Origin of the sequence: Bacillus sp. NMCN1 (assembly GCF_002998085.1) — a bacterium.
Taxonomy (GTDB): Bacteria; Bacillota; Bacilli; order Bacillales; family Bacillaceae; genus Bacillus.
The window spans coordinates 1,583,893-1,601,668 of sequence record NZ_PVQL01000001.1; the positions used below are offsets into that span (position 1 = coordinate 1,583,893).

Sequence of the window (17,776 nt, forward strand, 5' to 3'; positions counted from 1 at the left end):
CATCTCTCATTTCATCCGAAATTTTCAAAAAAGACGACTCCATTTTGTTAGGAGCCGTCTTTTCAACCTTATGCTTTCAGCTCTTCAATGCGCTTTTGAACAGCTTCGCGTTTTGCGACATAGTCACGTTCTTTCGCACGCTCTTCTTCTACGACACTTTCAGGCGCTTTTTTCATAAAGCCTTCGTTGCCAAGCTTTTTCTGGACACGTTCTACTTCTTTTGTCAGCTTATCAAGCTCTTTTTGCAGACGAGCGATTTCCTCATCTAAGTTGATTAAGCCTTCAAGCGGCAGAATGAGCTCTGCTCCAGAAATAACAGCCGTCATCGCTTTATCACTAGCTGGGACATCTGTGCCAATTTCAAGTACACTTGGATTTGTGAAGCGCTCAATATATGAACGATTTTTCTCTAAACGTTCCTGAACATCAGATGTAGAAGCTTTAATGTAAAGTTCAACCTGTTTGCTCATTGGCGTATTCACTTCACTGCGGATGTTACGAACAGAACGGATGAGTTCCACAAGCAGTTTCATATCAGCAGAAGCTTGTTCGTTTGAAAGCTCCGGCTTCACCTCAGGCCAAGCCGCTACAGTAATCGATTCACCTTCGTGCGGAAGATGCTGCCAGATTTCTTCTGTTAAGAATGGCATGAACGGATGAAGAAGTCTCATCGTCTGATCTAATACGTACGCAAGGATCGAACGAGTCGTTTTCTTCGCCGCTTCATCTTCTCCATAAAGCGGAAGCTTCGCCATTTCAATGTACCAATCACAGAAATCATCCCAAATGAAGTTGTATAAATGTCTGCCCACTTCACCAAATTCATACTTGTCAGCAAGCTGTGTGACACTTTCAATCGTTTCATTTAAGCGGGTTAAAATCCATTGGTCAGCAACTGATTTTTCTCCAGTTAAATCAAGCTCATCATACGTTAAGCCATCCATGTTCATTAAAGCAAAACGTGATGCGTTCCAAATTTTGTTTGCAAAGTTCCAAGTGGATTCAACCTTTTCAAAGCTAAAGCGAAGATCCTGACCTGGTGAGCTTCCAGTTGCTAAGAAATATCTTAATGAATCTGCACCGTACTTGTCGATGACCTCCATTGGATCAATTCCGTTACCTAGCGACTTACTCATTTTACGTCCTTGCTCGTCACGGATCAGCCCATGAATAAGGACGTCTTTGAACGGTTTTTCTCCTGTGAATTCAAGACCTTGGAAGATCATGCGAGAGACCCAGAAGAAAATGATGTCATAGCCTGTAACAAGCAGGTTTGTTGGATAGTAGCGCTTGAAGTCTTCACTATCTGCATCCGGCCAGCCCATTGTAGAGAAAGGCCAAAGCGCTGAACTAAACCATGTATCAAGCACATCGTTATCCTGTTCCCAGTTTTCTATATCTTCTGGTGCTTCCAGTCCAACGTATACCTCTTTCGTTTCTTTATGATACCAAGCTGGAATGCGGTGTCCCCACCATAGCTGACGAGAAATACACCAGTCACGGATATTTTCCATCCAGTGTAAATACGTCTTTTCAAAGCGGTCTGGAACAAATTGAACTTGATCGTCCCCATTTTGAAGGTTAATGGCTTCGTCTGCCAGCGGCTGCATTTTTACAAACCATTGAGTAGATAAATAAGGTTCAACGACAGCTCCGCTTCGCTCACTATGTCCAACTGAATGCATGTGGTCCTCAATTTTGAACAAAATACCTTCTTCTTGCAAATCTTTTACAAGCTGTTTACGGCATTCAAAGCGATCCATTCCTTTGTATTGCAATGCATTTGCATTCATTGTGCCATCTTCATTCATGACAAGGATACGCTCTAGCTTATGGCGGTTTCCAAGCTCAAAGTCATTCGGGTCATGAGCAGGTGTAATTTTCACAGCTCCTGAACCAAACTCCATATCGACATAGTCATCAGCAACGATTGGAATCTCGCGGCCTGTAATTGGTAATACCACTGTTTTTCCAATCAAATGCTGATAGCGTTCGTCATCAGGGTGCACGGCTACTGCTGTATCTCCAAGCATTGTTTCAGGTCTTGTTGTCGCAATTTCAATTGATCCTGTGCCATCTGAAAGCGGATATCTCAAGTGATAAAACGCGCCTTGAACATCTTTATAAATGACTTCAATATCAGAAAGTGCCGTTTTCGTCGCTGGATCCCAGTTAATGATGTACTCTCCGCGATAGATAAGCCCTTTTTCATACAATTGGACAAACACTTGGCGTACGGCTTTATTCAGACCTTCATCTAATGTAAAACGTTCACGCGAATAATCGAGGCCAAGTCCCATTTTCGCCCACTGGCTGCGAATAAAGTCCGCATATTCTTCTTTCCATTTCCACGTTTCTTCCACAAATTTCTCCCGGCCAAGGTCATAACGGCTTACGCCTTCTTCGCGAAGCTTTGCCTCTACCTTTGCTTGGGTAGCAATACCGGCATGATCCATTCCTGGAAGCCATAGAACGTCATAGCCCTGCATCCGTTTCATACGTGTCACGATGTCTTGAAGTGTAGAATCCCATGCATGCCCAAGGTGCAGTTTTCCTGTCACGTTTGGTGGAGGAATGACGACTGTATATGGATCTTTCGTTTTGTCATTTTGTGCTTCGAAGAATTTCCCTTCAAGCCAGTACGTATAGCGGTCTTTTTCAATCGCATTTGGATCGTACTTTGTTGGCATTTCTTGATTATTTGTTCCCATTTGTGTAACCTCCACATTTTTTCGGCTGATGAAACATAAAAAAAGCCTTTCCATCCTTATAAAAGGACGAAAAAGCTTTTTCGCGGTACCACCTTTTTTCATGGAACACATAGACGTGTCCCATACACTCTAAAGGATAACGGGGTTCTCCCGAATTTCTCTACTTGTTCATTCAAGAAATTAAGCTCACAGGCGACCTTCCAAACAAGTACATCCTAGGAAACCTTTCAGCTCATGGTCTCCCTCTCTTTAGGGTCTTGCTCGTACTCTTCCTGATCCACGCTTACGATATATCACGTTCATCAGCACATACTCATCTTTTATTTATATTACTAAATGCTTTTTGTTTTCGTCAATCATCTTTTCCGCTTTTCTTCTTCTTTATACAAATTGGGCAGGCACCCTTCCTACCTTTGCCCATATGATAATAACAAAATGAAGAAGGAGGGCGTTTGCTTTGAAGAAGATCAATCCTTACACACTTCCCCCCTGGCTGAGACAAATTCGGGCAGTTGCCTCCCAAGTCGTTCTACCGATTGCGATATTTCAAGGGTTTCGTACGATCATTTTCCCCACAACATTTGACGTCCTCATCCTAGGTATTCTGATTTTTCTCGCCTGCGCCTTTCACCTTGATTGGTTTTAAACACTCGCGCTTATGTACCGGCCAATGTGAACACAAAACAACCTCGTCATTCCGCTGATGACGAGGCACTTTGTTCTTCTTCAAGCCGTCTAGCCTGCTCAATCTCGTGAATCTTCATGACGGTCGGCTCTGAATTTTTCATCTGCCAATACGCTCTTAACAGCTGCTGACAGCTTTCCATTTCATCCTGTCCGCCTGCTACATAGGCTTTTACTGTATCAAACAGACCTTGCGGATAAGCAAGGTAACTAAGAAACAAATGCAGCTCTTCCTCCCGAAGAGGATTTCCTTTTTGGTACGTATAAAACAAGGAAGTGCATTCAGGACAAGACGTGGGATAGGTTTTGAAAGTCCGAAAGTAAAAAGTCAGAAGGTCATAAATGGGGGCGGCTTTTTTAGACCGCTCAAAATTGGTGAAATGTCCTGTGCCCACATCATTATACAAAAAGTGATGAATCGACAGCTGCCCATGGTTTAACACAACACGAGTTGTCTCTTGATCTTTCATTTCTTCATGCCAATCTTCTAATCGTTCAAGCGCAAATTCGCTGGCTGACATCGCCTCTGAAAAATACATAGCAGCAGCCAGTTCAAATGGGGACATATACCAAGTCTGCTCTGCCCGCTCTATGAATCGTTCATACATATCTTTCTCTGTTTCCCATTTGGTCTTGATTTGTGTGTAGTGCGCTTCTATCTCTTGCTCTGTGATATCCATCATCACTTCAGTCCGCTTATGAAGTCTTGCAATCTCTTGAAATAAATATTCATGTTTATCGTCCTGCTCTTCTCTCTTTTCATTCGTCAGCCAAGGCATGAGATAGTATGCGTACTGGCTTTCACGATGACTTGAGAAAAAAGAACCGCTCTTCGTCCGATAAATCGGCACAAAAGAGCGATAGCCCTTTGATTCTAGTTCAAGCATTTGCTCTGTAAACTGCATATGTCGGTTGGCTTTTACTCGCTTTAGGGCAAATACGCCCTGCTTTGTATATACCTTGACGACAGCAGGACTGACAGGTTCAACGTATTCCGCCTCAAGCCCGTATTCGTATAGGACAGATTGGATTTCATCCACGTTCACTCACCACATTTTCTCGGTCGGTCATCGCTTGTTATGCATTGCTTTTTTGATATTCAGGTATATAAAGAATCTGCCCTTCTTCAAGCTCCGCATCCACCGATAATGAGTTTGTGCGAAGGAGCTGCTGCACACTCAACTGATATCGCTCACAAATGCGATCGACCGTATCTTCTTGCTGAACTATACATATTTTCATGCGAGAAAAATCTTCCTCCTCCTGCTTAGCAAACAGCTTTGTTAAATAAAGAGAATTCTCACTGCCAGACGTTTCTCTCTCGTCATATTCAGGCTCCTCTTCTTCTTGAGCTGACTCATATACTTTAGGTGCTTCTCGTTCATATAACCGCCCGAGCTGGTACGTATCCTCCTGCGCCTTTCGCTCCTCTTCCTCTTCTACGTGGTAAGCGGGTGATTCAAATATTGGATACGGCTGAACCGTTTCTTCCTCCTCTTCGGCTGCTTCCGGATCCTTTCTCACTTCCACCTCAAAGAACGTATCTTCCCGTTTCTCTTCTTCTAAGAGCTTAGGCGGTTCAAAAAATGCTGGTTCTTGCACCTGAGCTTCAGGTAAGGAGCGATAACCAAGTGCCACTTCTTCTTGGCTCTCCGGTTCTTCCGTTTCCTCCGGTTCTTCCAATTCTTCCAATTCTTCGGTTTCTCCCTCTTCTTCCCTACTCACCAGCTCTATCTCAATTTCTTCTTCCTGTTCTTCTTGCTCGGCGCGTGTTTCATGCTGTAATACAGCCTGATCATCATAGATCTCACGTTCATTGTCTTGCAGGTCTTCTTGTTCCTCATGCTCTGGCTGCAGCTGATAATCGTAGGTCACATCGCCATATTCTTCTTCAGGACGATGGACAAATTCATATGGCTCCTCTACAGGCGCTTGAGGCAATTCCTCGTCTAATAGACCCTCAATTGCCAGATCAGCCTGAATGGTAAGCAAACGATTTTCTGTCAGCTGGTAATCAAACGCATCAATAAACACAAACACATCATTTAAATGACTGATTTTGTTTTTAGGGATGGTGATATCGACTGGAAATTGATGCAGAAGCTCCGCCGTTCCGTCTTCTCTTACCTTCACCTCATCAGCTTCCCTGTATGATGCATAGGAACTCAATTCACCCAATAGCTCCTCTTGATTTATGTTGTATTCTCCTGTTAGCTCGAGTGAACCTCTAATCGAAACATAATCATTCACTTCTTGAACGAGAATGTCAGGATCGAGAGAAATAGACAGCAGCTCACTGACTTCCTGTCCGCTTTTGAAATAGATGGATTCTTCTACCGAAAACTGTAATCGATTGTTTTGAGACAAGTCGGTGTCCTCCTTTCATCTAATCCTTCAAAATAAAATTAGATGTCAATACAGATGTATGTGAGAGGCAGTGAAAATATGATTGGTTTTCAGCAACACAAAAAAGCCTTGTGTCATGATAAAAAGCCGATATGTCCCCATATCGGCTTTCGTTTATCGACGCAGTTTTTGAAATACTTTTTCCACTGTCTCAATCGTATATTCGATGTCTTCATCTGTATGAGCTGTTGACAGGAACAGTCCTTCGAATTGAGAAGGTGGAAGGAAGATGCCGTGGTCGGCCATTTCCTTGTAAAATTCAGCAAATAAAGCGAGATCAGCAGTTTTTGCTTTGTCATAATTGACCACTTCTTCATCTGTAAAGAAGAATCCAATCATCGAACCAGCACGGTTAAACGTTAATGGAATTCCGTGTGCTTTCGCCGCTTTTGAAATGCCTTCTTCCAGCCGGTCTCCTTTTCGTCTAAACTCTTCATAAGACGCAGGTGTCAGCTGTTTTAAGGTTTCTAAACCTGCTGTCATCGCAAGTGGGTTACCAGATAACGTTCCTGCTTGGTAAATTGGGCCGCTTGGTGCAATTTGTCTCATAATATCCGCTCTTCCGCCATAAGCGCCTACAGGGAGACCGCCTCCGATCACTTTACCAAGGCACGTCAGATCAGGTGTGATGCCAAAATAGCCTTGCGCGCAGTGATAATCCACACGGAAGCCAGTCATGACCTCATCAAAAATGAGTAAAGCTCCGTATTGCTCCGTGATGTCTCTCAGCCCTTGTAAGAAACCTTCTTGCGGAGGAACAACTCCCATATTTCCTGCAACCGGCTCGACAATGACACCTGCAATATCGTCTCCAAATTCCTGAAAAGCAACTTGAATGCTTTCTAAATCATTGTACGGCACTGTGATCGTGTTGCTTGCAGTCCCTTCAGGTACACCTGGGCTATCTGGAAGCCCTAGCGTTGCGACACCTGAACCAGCTTTAATGAGCAAAGAATCACCGTGGCCATGATAGCAACCTTCAAATTTCACAATTTTATTTCTGCCTGTAAAGCCGCGAGCTAGACGAAGTGCACTCATGGTCGCCTCTGTACCTGAGCTGACCATACGAATGACTTCAATGGAAGGAACCCTCTCTGATACAAGCTTAGCTAATTCATTTTCAACTAACGTGGAAGCTCCAAAGCTTGTCCCCTGTTCCGCCACTCGCTGAATACTTTCAACCACACGGTCATTCGTATGCCCTAAAATTAGCGGTCCCCATGATAAGACATAATCGATGTATTCATTTCCATCTATATCATAGATCTTGGCGCCTTTGCCTCGTTCCATAAAAATCGGGTCTGTGTTGACTGATTTAAATGCACGCACAGGGCTGTTGACACCACCAGGCATTAAATGCTGCGCTTCCTCAAATGCTTGCTTTGATTTTTCATAGCTACGTCCCATTTCAACGTCCTCCTGTCTATCCGTTCTTTATTCTGAGAGCCATTTTGCTGCATCTTTTGCATGATACGTAATGATGAGCTCTGCTCCTGCACGTTTCATGCTTGTCAGCATTTCAAGAACAAGCTCTTTTTCAGAAATCCAGCCATTTTGAGCAGCGGCTTTGACCATTGCATATTCTCCGCTCACATTGTAAGCAACAACAGGGAGTGTAAATTCATTTTTCACATCACGCATAATATCTAAATAAGAAAGGGATGGTTTCACAATGAGGAAGTCAGCTCCCTCTTCTACGTCAGACTGCGCTTCTCTTAGTGCCTCTAAACGGTTTGCAGGGTCCATTTGGTATGTTTTACGATCTCCAAACTGCGGTGTGCTATGCGCTGCGTCACGAAACGGGCCGTAAAAAGCACTTGCATATTTCACAGCATATGACATGACAGGTACATGAATAAAGCCTGCTTCATCGAGTGCCTCACGAATGGCAATAACAAATCCATCCATCATATTGGAAGGAGCAATGATATCTGCACCTGCACGCGCTTGGCTAACAGCAGTTTTCGCTAAAAGCTGAAGAGATTCATCATTTAAAATTTCACCATCTTCAACGATGCCGCAGTGTCCATGATCTGTATATTGGCATAAGCAAGTGTCTGCAATGACCACAAGCTCTGGGAAATGCTTTTTGATCTCAAGCGTCGCTCTTTGAACAATGCCATGATCGTGATACGCCTCACTGCCCACATGATCTTTATGATCTGGAACACCAAATACAATGATCGATTTGATGCCAAGGTCGGCAAGCTCTTGGACTTCTTCTTTTATAAGGTCCACTGAAATATGATAAACACCCGGCATTGAAGGGACTTCTTTACGGACATTTTCTCCCTCTACAAAAAAGATCGGATAAATGAAATCAGATGGTCTTAAAAAGGTTTCTCTGACTAATTCTCTCATTCCTGCGCTTGTCCGCAGTCTGCGGTGTCTGTTAAAATTCATCATTGGTTCAACTTCCTTTCAGATAAACGGCACATCAATTCAAGCATTCCGTTTATCGTATAAGTATCTGGGGTTTCAGAAGAAATCCCGTATTGAAGCAGTGCCTCTTTTGTCAGAGGACCGATCGTCACAAAACAGGTGTCAGAAGCAGCCAGCTTCGCTGCATCTGCCTCCATGGCATGCATAAATGAATGGACAGTGGATGAGCTCGTAAATGTAATAAAATCAAATGATTGCTTCGTCATTGCCGTTTTGAGAGCGGCAATTCCTTCCTCATCCTTGACGGTTTCATATAAAATCCATTCCTTTACTTCTATGCCAAGCGGAGTGAGGGTTTTCTTCACGACATCTCGAGACAGGTGTCCTTTTGCTACAAACACACGCTCTCCCGGACGCACATGATCGAGTAACGCATCTGCGAGCTCTTCCGCTATGAATCGTTCTGGTACCACATCCACCTTCAAGCCGTGCTGCTCAAGATAGGCAGAGGTTTTCTCACCTACAGCAGCCACTTTCAAATGGGATAAACTCTTATGTAAATGATGGTCCTCTATGTAGCTCAGAAAAAAAGACGCACCATTTACACTTGTGAAAACAAGCCAGTGGCTAATTTCTAAGTCCTTTAAAAAGGCCTGCGCTTTTTCATTTGTGAGCGTAGGCTCAAACCTAATAAGAGAGGTTAAAACAGCATGGCCGTTCAGCTCTTCAATCTTCTGCTGAAACACACCCGCTTGACGTTCATTTCGAGTGACAAGCACCGTCTGTCCGTGAAGCGATTTGCCTATGGTCATTGGGAGGACAGATCCTTTTTCACCTTGTCGATTAAATCCTTTGCTCCCTTATCAGCCATCTGCTTCGCACATGCTGTTCCAATTGTCTCAGGGTCAGTGCCTGTTACGGTTTCTCGAATAATCGTGTGTCCGTCAGCAGATGCCACAAGACCTGTCAGTTCAATTTCATCACGCTCATTCATCGTTGCATAGCCAGCGATCGGCACCTGACAGCTGCCATCCATTTGTTTGAGGAAGGCTCGTTCAGCGAGAACCGTTTTCTTCGTATATTCATTCGTAAATTGTGCAAGAAGCTCCAATAGCTCTTCATCATCGCCGCGGCACTCAATCGACAAAGCGCCTTGGCCAACGGCGGGCAGGCAAGTCTCAGGAGATAAAAATTCCGACACGACCTCTTTGCTCCATCCCATTCTGGACAGACCGGCAGCCGCTAGAATAATGGCATCATATTCTTCATTTTTCAGCTTTTCCAAACGTGTATCAATGTTTCCTCGAATCCACTTAATGTCAAGATCTGGTCTTTCCTGAAGAAGCTGGGCACTGCGCCGTAAGCTGCTCGTTCCCACAATAGCACCCTTTGGCAGTTCATGAAGACGCAGATGATCCTTCGAAATAAGAGCGTCCCTTACATCTTCACGCTCAGGAATACAGCCAATGACTAACCCTTCAGGAAGAGCAGCCGGCATATCCTTCATACTGTGAACCGCCATATCGATGTCATGATTCAGCATCGCCTGTTCAATTTCTTTAACAAACAGTCCTTTTCCGCCAACCTTCGATAAGGTCACATCTAAAATTTGATCACCCTTTGTCACAATCTCTTTTATTTCAAAAGAATAAGAAGGGTTTAGTTCAGACAGCTTTTGAATGACCCATTTTGTTTGTGTAATTGCAAGCTTACTTCTTCTAGAACCTACTTTAATTGTACGCAATACGTCTTCCTCCCGACAATGCCCTTAAGACTCATCATTATTTATTGAAACCAATGAAAGGTTGATAAGCTACCAAGCAGAAAATAATTGATCATCAGCACAAGGAATGAACCGACATTCCACAGTGCCACGATTTTGCCCTGCATATTTCTCACCAATCTGATATATAAGTAAAGGCCGTATAAAAACAGCATAATAAACGAACCAAGCACCTTTGCATCTGTCCAGTACAACGTATCATACGAAATATATGCCCAAATGATGCCAAGAATCAAACTAAGCAAGAGCATTGGCACACCAATAATGTTTAATACGTATGCCATATGATCAAGCTTCGATAAATCTTCAATTCTCAGAAGCCATTTTCCCCATTTTTTCTTTTTCAGCAAGCGATATTGAAAGAGATAGAGAAGAGAGAAAGCAAATGAAAGTGAAAAGGCGCCGTATGATAAAATCGCCATCGTAATATGAATCACAAGCAATTCACTCGTCAACTTCCCCGTTAGTTCTGCAGAGTGGAGATCAGATGGTGTAAAGGTGTGAATCGCCATCAAGGAAAAACCGATGACATTTGTAAAAAAGACGATAAATTCAACACGCAATACTTTTGTGAGAACAAGTGAAAGGGTCACAAGCACCCACGTATAAAAATATAACCCCTCTGCTACATTCAACACAGGGAATCGGTCTGTTTCCATCATAATATAGAACATGTAGACTGTTTGCAGCAGCCAGACAATAGAAAGCAACCAGAAAGCCATTTTTCCAGCCTTCCGGTTGTGTTGAAGAAAATCTATGAAATAGAACAAGACACTTAGTGCATAGATCAAGGTCGTCGCTTCGCCTAGTCTCGCTACAATGGATTCCATCATCGCTTAATCACTCACTGGCAACTGTAGCAAAGCCTTGTGCCATATTTGGTTTGAACAGCTGAAATGACCCTTGCTCCACCTGTACAGGCTCCACCTTTTGCTCTTCATCTTCAACCTGTAAATCAAAGATTTCTTTGAAGAGTAAAAGTTTTTCCTCTGCATTCGGCTCCGCAGCAATTTCTTTTGCCTTTAAGATAGGATCTTTCAGCATCTGATTGATAATACTTTTCGTATGTTTATTTAATAGCTTCATTTCACGGTGTGTGAGGTTCGGAAGCTTTCGTTCAATACTCTGCATCGTATCCGCTTGAATCGTCAGCGCCTTTTCTCTAAGTGCAGAAATGACAGGAACCACACCAAGCGTATTCAGCCATTGCTTAAATTCCACAATTTCTGCTTCAATGAGGAGCTCAACCTGCTCAGCCACCGCACGGCGCTCTTTTAAGTTGGCTGCCACGATGCCCTCAAGGTCATCAATGTCATACAAAAAAGCACCTTCTACTTCAGAAATGGCTGGATCTAAATCACGGGGCACAGCAATATCCACCATAAATAGTGGTCTGCCCTTCCGCTTTTTATTCGCACTTTCGACCATTTCTTTTGTAATGACAAATTGTTTCGCACCAGTGGAGCTAATTAAAATGTCTGCTTCGGATAATGTTTTTTCCAATTGGTTTAAGCTTTTAGGCTCTCCTGAAAAACGGCCCGCCAATTCTTTTGCTTTCTCATACGTGCGATTGATAACCGTTACTTGACCAATCCCTTGACCTTGAAGGTTTTGAGTCGCTAGTTCGCCCATTTTACCCGCACCAAGAATCAGGACATGCTTATCAGAAAGACGTCCAAAGATTTTTTTCGCAAGCTCAACAGCTGCATAGCTGACAGACACGGCATTAGATGCAATGTCTGTTTCCGCATGAGAGCGTTTTGCAACGGTGACCGCCTGTTTGCATAAATAATTAAAAACGGTACCAATGGTCTTCTCCTCTTGAGCTACTTTAAAGCTAGAGCGCACTTGACCAAGTATTTGTGTTTCGCCAATCACCATGGAATCAAGTCCACAGGCCACACGGAATAAATGCTCGACCGCTCCATCATTTTCATAGAACTTCAAATATGGAGAGACATCTTCCTTTTCTAAACCGAACCAATCAGCTAAAAATCTTTTTATATAAAACCGTCCAGTATGAAGCTGATCTACCACTGCGTAGATCTCTGTTCGATTACATGTTGAGATGACGATATTCTCTAGAATGCTTTTTTCTTCTTTAAGCTTGGACATCGCTGTTCCGAGCTCGCTCGGTTCAAAGCTCAGCTGTTCCCGTATCTCAACAGGGGCTGTTTTATAATCTAAACCCACAACAAGAATATGCATAACTTCAGCTTGCACCCCCAACGCCCTGTATAATTTATAATAATTACAATATAGAATTTATTATTTATAATGATTATAACATATATTCATTTTTAACTGGATGAAAATTGTGAACAGATTTCAAAAATGTTGTGATATAGTAGAAAAATGTTCGACACCGATTATGCCATATCATCACTTCAAGCAATTTACCAGATTTGGCGCGTGCGGACAAATGATCTGCTTAAAAGAAGGTGACATCTTTGAAGAAGAAATCCATTTTGCTGCCGCTCACTTTGCTGGCTGTAGCGCTATATGCCATTCTCTCAGGAGGTCAATTTGACATTTGGAAGGATCAAGAGAAATGGTATACACTTGTACTGCTTTTTGGCCTGGCTTTCTTATATCAAGGAAAGAAGGAGCAAGAAAGCGCTCATGTGTTTATCGGTATGCTTATGACGGGCCTTTCGCTACACTTTATTCTTCAGCCAAAATTGGACCACTGGCCAGACACATTTACGATGATCGTATTCATCGTTGGACTTGCACTCTTTGTGAAATCATCTCAGAAAAAAGAATATCGTATTGAAAGTGTTGTACTAATTGCACTCGGTCTGTTCCTTTATTTCTTTCAGCAAATTACAAAACAGCTAAGTTCCCTTTCGATCCCTACTTCCGATTTTGAATTGTACTGGCCTTATGTACTGATTGCTGTCAGTCTCCTCTTATTATTTTTAAAAAGGAAATAACTTATACAACAAAAAAACAAAGATAAAAAGGCACCTGTCCATGACAGATGCCTTTTCTTTTAGCTGTTAACCTTCGCAAGGATGGCATTCCAGGCTTCGTCTTTTCCCTTTTTTGTTTCAGAAGAGAACAAGACCAGTTCATCTGATGGGTCAATGTCAAGCGTCTGTTTGACGACTTTCGCATGTTTTTCCCATTTGCCTTTTGGAATTTTATCCGCCTTTGTTGCGATGACGATCACGGGAACTCCGTAATATTTAAGGAATTCATACATGTTCACATCATCTACTGATGGCTTATGACGCAGATCCACAATTTGGACGACTGCTTTTAATTCTTCACGCATTGTAATATACGTTTCGATCATTCTACCCCAGGCTTCGCGCTCTGTTTTTGATACTTTAGCAAAGCCGTAGCCTGGAACGTCCACAAAATGGAGCATATCATTAATAATGTAGAAATTAAGCGTTTGGGTCTTACCTGGTTTAGAAGACGTACGCGCTAAATTTTTACGATTAATCAATGAGTTGATGAACGAGGACTTCCCAACATTTGATCGTCCAGCAAGCGCGATTTCAGGCAGTCCCCCGCTCGGGTACTGCTCTGGTTTTACCGCACTAATGACGATATCTGATTTTGTTACTTTCATCTTCCCTCTCCTACCAACGCTTTCTCAAGCACTTCATCTAAATGCGAGACCGGAATAAAGGTTAGTCCTTCTCTCACACTTTCAGGAATATCATCAATATCCTTCTCATTGTCCTTTGGAAGAATAATGGTTTTCAGTCCTGCGCGATGTGCGCCTAATGCTTTTTCTTTTAGTCCGCCAATTGGAAGCACTCTTCCTCTTAACGTAATCTCTCCTGTCATACCAACCTCTTTTGACACAGGTCGTCCTGTGAGGGCTGATACAAGAGCCGTCGCAATGGTGATACCAGCTGATGGCCCGTCCTTTGGAACCGCACCCTCTGGAACATGGATATGAATATCATGCTTTTCATTAAAATTAGGATCAATGTTCAGTTCATCTGCTTTCGAACGAATATAACTGAATGCCGCCTGTGCAGATTCTCTCATGACATCACCAAGCTTACCTGTTAACAACAGCTTGCCTTTACCCGGAGAAAGTGATACCTCAATCGACAAGGTATCTCCGCCAACAGTGGTATACGCAAGTCCTGTGACAACCCCCACTTGGTCTGTCGTTTCAGCCTGGCCATAACGGTAAAGTCTTTTTCCGAGAAATTCAGATAAGTTCTTTTCCGTCACCGTGATGCGTTTGCGGTCTTCAGCCACAATCGCTCTTGCCGCTTTACGGCATATCGCCGCAAGCTGACGCTCTAATCCACGAACACCAGCTTCTCTTGTGTAATAGCGAATCGTATCATAAATCGCTGCTTCACGAAGCTGCAAGTTCCCTTTCTTTAATCCGTGCTCCTTTAGCTGCTTCGGCAGAAGGTGATCTTTCACAATTTCTGCTTTTTCAACCTCTGTATACCCTGCAATCGTGATAATCTCCATTCTATCACGAAGTGGACCTGGAATGGTTGCTAAATTGTTGGCAGTGGCAATAAATAGCACCTGAGACAAATCAAATGTTTCTTCAATATAGTGATCGCTAAAGTTATGATTTTGCTCTGGGTCTAAGACTTCGAGCATCGCAGAAGATGGATCGCCTCTAAAATCAGAGGACATCTTATCGATTTCATCTAAAAGGAACACCGGATTCATCGTTCCTGCTTTGCTCATCCCGCGAATGATACGGCCTGGCATCGCACCTACATACGTTCTTCTATGTCCACGGATCTCAGACTCATCACGCACACCGCCAAGGGAGATACGGATAAACTTTCGGTCAAGTGATTTGGCAATAGATTTAGCAAGTGACGTTTTCCCTACCCCAGGAGGTCCTGCTAAGCAAAGAATCGGTCCTTTTAATGAATTGGTCAGCTTCTGTACAGCAAGATATTCAAGCACCCGTTCTTTGACCTTTTCCAGCCCGTGATGCTCATCATCTAAAATTTCACTTGCAAGCTTTAAATCTAGACGATCTTCTGTATAGATGCCCCATGGAAGATTGATCAGCCAATCAATATAATTTCGAATCACAGAGCTCTCAGCAGAGCTTGCAGGAATTTTTTCATAACGATTCAATTCTTTGATCGCCGTTTCACGAACAGAATCCGGCATGCTCGACTCTTCGATTTTAGACATTAAAGAACTGACTTCGCCCGTTTTCCCTTCTTTGTCTCCAAGCTCCTTTTGGATGGCTTTCATTTGTTCACGCAAATAATATTCTTTTTGCGTACGTTCCATTGAGCGTTTCACGCGCTGCCCGATTTTCTTTTCAATCTCCAGTACTTCTTTTTCATTGTGTATTAAGCTGATGACCCGGTTCAGCCGTTTTTTGACATCCACTGTTTCCAGTACTTCTTGTTTGTCCTTTAATTTGAGCGGCAGGTGAGAAGCAACGATATCTGCCATTCTCCCCGGTTCCTCAATATCCGTCACTGTTGCATATGTTTCAGCTGAGATTTTTTTTGAAATTTTTATGTATTGATCAAAGTGATCTAACAATGTGCGCATGAGTGCTTCTGCTTCTGCGTCCTTTAATTCTTCTTCTGCCAATTCTTTAATGTCGACGGACGTATAGTCCTCCAGCTCGACGTATGATTCGATCTGCGCTCGATTTAAGCCTTCAACGAGTACACGAATCGTTCCATTTGGCAGCTTCAGCATTTGTTTAATCTTTGTGTAGGTGCCGACTTTGAAAATTTCTTCTTCACCTGGTTCATCTATTGAAATTTCCCGCTGTGTTGCTAGAAAAATCATATGATCGTTCATCATCGCCTGTTCTAATGCTTGAACAGACTTCTCGCGTCCAACGTCCAAATGCAAGACCATTGTTGGATAAACAAGCAAACCTCGCAATGGAAGGAGCGGAACATTCTTTTTGATTTCATCTGCCATGTTGATTGACACCTCCGTCACTAGTATGAATCATTATAATATACCTGTTTCAGTCTTGTACAATGTAAAAGACTTGAGAAATGTTGATCTTACCGTAGTATACCCTTTCTTTTTATCTTGAAAAAGAAAAAAAGATCTATTTCACTAAAAAATCCCCATATGTGATGGGGATTAAACAGATTTTCTTTTCATTTCGTCTTCTAGTCCATCTTTCTTCTCGTCTGGCGGGTTGACCAAACACTGATCCAGCACTTCTTGGAAGTGCTTCACAGGCACAATGGTGACCCCTTCAATTTCTTTTAAGATCGACTGCTGGTTGTCATAAGGAATAATGACGGTTGTGGCACCAGCTTGTTTCGCTGCCTTAATCTTCGGTATTACACCACCGATCGGCTTCACCTGACCCTGCAATCCGATTTCACCCGTCATGGCTGTCAGATGATCAATCGGGATTTGATGTATGGCTGAGAAGATTGCGGTCGCCATGGCAATCCCAGCAGACGGTCCATCAATAGGGGCACCGCCTGGAAAATTAATATGGATGTCATATTCATTTGTCCGAATGCCTAAATTTCGAAGCACCGTTAATACATTTTCAACTGACCCTTTGGCCATACTTTTCCGTCTAATGGATTTCGACTGATTGCCAATGCTTTCTTCTTCTGCAATGCCTGTAATATTGATACTGCCTTTTTCAAGCGCCTTACAGATGTTCACTTCAATCTCAAGCAGGGCACCGCTGTTTGGTCCATAAACGGCCAGTCCATTGACTACCCCCACTTTTGGCTTTTCCGGTACTTTTTGTTCATATCTTGGTGTCAGCTGGCTTGAATGAATGACCCATTCTACATCTTCGATTGTGATGTCTTTTCGGTTTTCCGTGACCGCCATCCCAGCAGCAATCTGCACCATGTTGACCGCTTCACGTCCATTTTTCACATAGGAGGTTAACAGGTTCAGACCTTCATCACTTAATTCCTTTTGAATTTTTTTGACAGCCTTGGCAGCGACGATTTTCAGTTCATGCTGGTCAAGGTCCTTAAAGAAAATTTCGAGACACCTTGACCGGATCGCTGGTGGAATTTCGTCAGGTGTTCTTGTCGTGGCACCAATCAATCGAAAATCGGCTGGAAGTCCATTTTGGAAAATATCATGAATGTGATTCGGAATTTGTGTGTTTTCTTCACTGTAGTATGCACTGTCTAAAAAGACTTTCCGATCTTCAAGCACTTTGAGCATTTTGTTCATTTGGATCGGATGCAGCTCGCCAATTTCATCTATAAACAGAACCCCGCCATGAGCATGTGTGACGGCTCCTTGTTTTGGCTGCGGAATGCCCGCCTGTCCCATAGCGCCTGCCCCTTGATAAATCGGGTCATGCACAGAACCAATGAGCGGGTCTGCGATGCCTCGTTCATCGAATCTCGCAGTTGTGGCATCGAGCTCTACAAAGACAGCATCTTTTTTAAATGGTGAATCAGCGTGACGCTTCGCTTCTTCCATCACAAGACGGGCAGCGGCTGTTTTACCGACTCCCGGTGGTCCGTAGACGATGACATGCTGAGGATTCGGCCCGCATAGTGCCGCTTTTAGTGCGCGAATGCCGTCTTCCTGCCCTACAATATCTTGAAACCCCTTTGGCCGGACTCTCTCTGATAAAGGTTCACTCAGCTTGATTGACCGCATCTTTCTGAGTGCTTCCATTTCTTTCTTGGACTCTTTGTCTATCGTCACCTTTTGTGTGCGCTGATTTCGCAGTAAGTTCCAAAAGTACAGCCCGATGACGATACCAAAGAACAGTTGTATGAATAAAACGATTCCTGTCCAGCTCAATCGGTGCTCCCTCCTTCATCTATCGTATGTATTGGTTTCTGTCTGCTAGTATTTCCTAGAGCTGGACGGAATA

General features: G+C 43.2%; 14 protein-coding genes and 1 other annotated feature. Of the genes, 2 read left to right on the forward strand and 12 right to left on the reverse strand.

Annotation, left to right across the window (positions count from 1 at the left end; translation table 11 throughout):
• Window positions 1–68: 68 nt before the first annotated feature.
• Window positions 69–2,711 (reverse strand): valine--tRNA ligase, encoded by a 2,643-nt coding sequence (locus C6W21_RS08425; protein ID WP_106049977.1) that lies wholly within the window; start codon window positions 2,709–2,711, stop codon window positions 69–71.
• 59 nt (window positions 2,712–2,770) lie between these two features.
• Window positions 2,771–3,000 (reverse strand) — a binding site (T-box leader).
• 168 nt (window positions 3,001–3,168) lie between these two features.
• Between C6W21_RS08425 and C6W21_RS08430 the strand changes: the two genes are divergently transcribed.
• A complete protein-coding gene (locus C6W21_RS08430; RefSeq protein ID WP_003216497.1) occupies window positions 3,169–3,357 on the forward strand; it encodes a hypothetical protein in 189 nt (62 codons plus the stop codon).
• 46 nt (window positions 3,358–3,403) lie between these two features.
• On the opposite strand, the gene ysxE is transcribed toward C6W21_RS08430, so the two are convergent.
• From ysxE to hemA, 8 genes are all read right to left on the reverse strand, one after another.
• Window positions 3,404–4,435: a spore coat protein YsxE gene (gene ysxE / locus C6W21_RS08435; RefSeq protein ID WP_106049978.1), complete on the reverse strand. Its 1,032-nt coding sequence runs from the start codon at window positions 4,433–4,435 to the stop codon at window positions 3,404–3,406.
• Window positions 4,436–4,472: 37 nt separating this feature from the next.
• Window positions 4,473–5,762, reverse strand: coding sequence for a LysM peptidoglycan-binding domain-containing protein (locus C6W21_RS08440; RefSeq protein WP_106049979.1), 1,290 nt, complete (start codon window positions 5,760–5,762; stop codon window positions 4,473–4,475).
• Between the two features lie 153 nt (window positions 5,763–5,915).
• Window positions 5,916–7,208 carry a glutamate-1-semialdehyde 2,1-aminomutase gene (gene hemL / locus C6W21_RS08445; protein ID WP_106049980.1) on the reverse strand — a complete coding sequence of 431 codons (1,293 nt, stop codon included), beginning with the start codon at window positions 7,206–7,208 and terminating at the stop codon, window positions 5,916–5,918.
• Between the two features lie 27 nt (window positions 7,209–7,235).
• Window positions 7,236–8,207 carry a porphobilinogen synthase gene (gene hemB, locus C6W21_RS08450; RefSeq protein WP_106049981.1) on the reverse strand — a complete coding sequence of 324 codons (972 nt, stop codon included), beginning with the start codon at window positions 8,205–8,207 and terminating at the stop codon, window positions 7,236–7,238.
• Complete coding sequence (locus C6W21_RS08455; protein ID WP_106049982.1) at window positions 8,204–8,995, reverse strand: uroporphyrinogen-III synthase; 792 nt, start codon at window positions 8,993–8,995, stop codon at window positions 8,204–8,206. The genes hemB and C6W21_RS08455 overlap by 4 nt, the downstream gene beginning before the upstream one ends.
• On the reverse strand, window positions 8,992–9,927 hold the full coding sequence (hemC, locus tag C6W21_RS08460; protein ID WP_106049983.1) for a hydroxymethylbilane synthase: 936 nt from the start codon (window positions 9,925–9,927) through the stop codon (window positions 8,992–8,994). Before hemC ends, C6W21_RS08455 begins: the two co-directional genes overlap by 4 nt.
• A 41-nt stretch (window positions 9,928–9,968) precedes the next feature.
• Window positions 9,969–10,799 carry a cytochrome c biogenesis protein gene (locus C6W21_RS08465; RefSeq protein WP_106049984.1) on the reverse strand — a complete coding sequence of 277 codons (831 nt, stop codon included), beginning with the start codon at window positions 10,797–10,799 and terminating at the stop codon, window positions 9,969–9,971.
• A gap of 7 nt (window positions 10,800–10,806) precedes the next feature.
• A complete protein-coding gene (gene hemA, locus C6W21_RS08470) occupies window positions 10,807–12,174 on the reverse strand; it encodes a glutamyl-tRNA reductase (protein WP_106049985.1) in 1,368 nt (455 codons plus the stop codon).
• Between the two features lie 242 nt (window positions 12,175–12,416).
• On the opposite strand from hemA, the gene C6W21_RS08475 reads away from it, so the two are divergent.
• Window positions 12,417–12,902 carry a hypothetical protein gene (locus C6W21_RS08475; RefSeq protein WP_106049986.1) on the forward strand — a complete coding sequence of 162 codons (486 nt, stop codon included), beginning with the start codon at window positions 12,417–12,419 and terminating at the stop codon, window positions 12,900–12,902.
• A gap of 59 nt (window positions 12,903–12,961) precedes the next feature.
• On the opposite strand, the gene yihA is transcribed toward C6W21_RS08475, so the two are convergent.
• From yihA to lonB, 3 genes are all read right to left on the reverse strand, one after another.
• Complete coding sequence (yihA, locus tag C6W21_RS08480; RefSeq protein ID WP_106049987.1) at window positions 12,962–13,549, reverse strand: ribosome biogenesis GTP-binding protein YihA/YsxC; 588 nt, start codon at window positions 13,547–13,549, stop codon at window positions 12,962–12,964.
• Window positions 13,546–15,870 (reverse strand): endopeptidase La, encoded by a 2,325-nt coding sequence (lon, locus tag C6W21_RS08485; protein WP_106049988.1) that lies wholly within the window; start codon window positions 15,868–15,870, stop codon window positions 13,546–13,548. Before lon ends, yihA begins: the two co-directional genes overlap by 4 nt.
• Window positions 15,871–16,041: 171 nt before the next feature.
• A complete protein-coding gene (lonB, locus tag C6W21_RS08490) occupies window positions 16,042–17,703 on the reverse strand; it encodes an ATP-dependent protease LonB (RefSeq protein WP_106056118.1) in 1,662 nt (553 codons plus the stop codon).
• Window positions 17,704–17,776 lie beyond the last annotated feature (73 nt).

What these genes read in the sequence shown, in the direction of transcription:
- yihA (WP_106049987.1), bottom strand. Translation starts at nt 13,549, where the DNA reads ATGAAAGTAACAAAATCAGATATCGTCATTAGTGCGGTAAAACCAGAG.
- C6W21_RS08465 (WP_106049984.1), bottom strand. Translation starts at nt 10,799, where the DNA reads ATGATGGAATCCATTGTAGCGAGACTAGGCGAAGCGACGACCTTGATC.
- hemB (WP_106049981.1), bottom strand. Translation starts at nt 8,207, where the DNA reads ATGATGAATTTTAACAGACACCGCAGACTGCGGACAAGCGCAGGAATG.
- lon (WP_106049988.1), bottom strand. Translation starts at nt 15,870, where the DNA reads ATGGCAGATGAAATCAAAAAGAATGTTCCGCTCCTTCCATTGCGAGGT.
- C6W21_RS08425 (WP_106049977.1), bottom strand. Translation starts at nt 2,711, where the DNA reads ATGGGAACAAATAATCAAGAAATGCCAACAAAGTACGATCCAAATGCG.
- C6W21_RS08455 (WP_106049982.1), bottom strand. Translation starts at nt 8,995, where the DNA reads ATGACCATAGGCAAATCGCTTCACGGACAGACGGTGCTTGTCACTCGA.
- hemL (WP_106049980.1), bottom strand. Translation starts at nt 7,208, where the DNA reads ATGGGACGTAGCTATGAAAAATCAAAGCAAGCATTTGAGGAAGCGCAG.
- hemA (WP_106049985.1), bottom strand. Translation starts at nt 12,174, where the DNA reads ATGCATATTCTTGTTGTGGGTTTAGATTATAAAACAGCCCCTGTTGAG.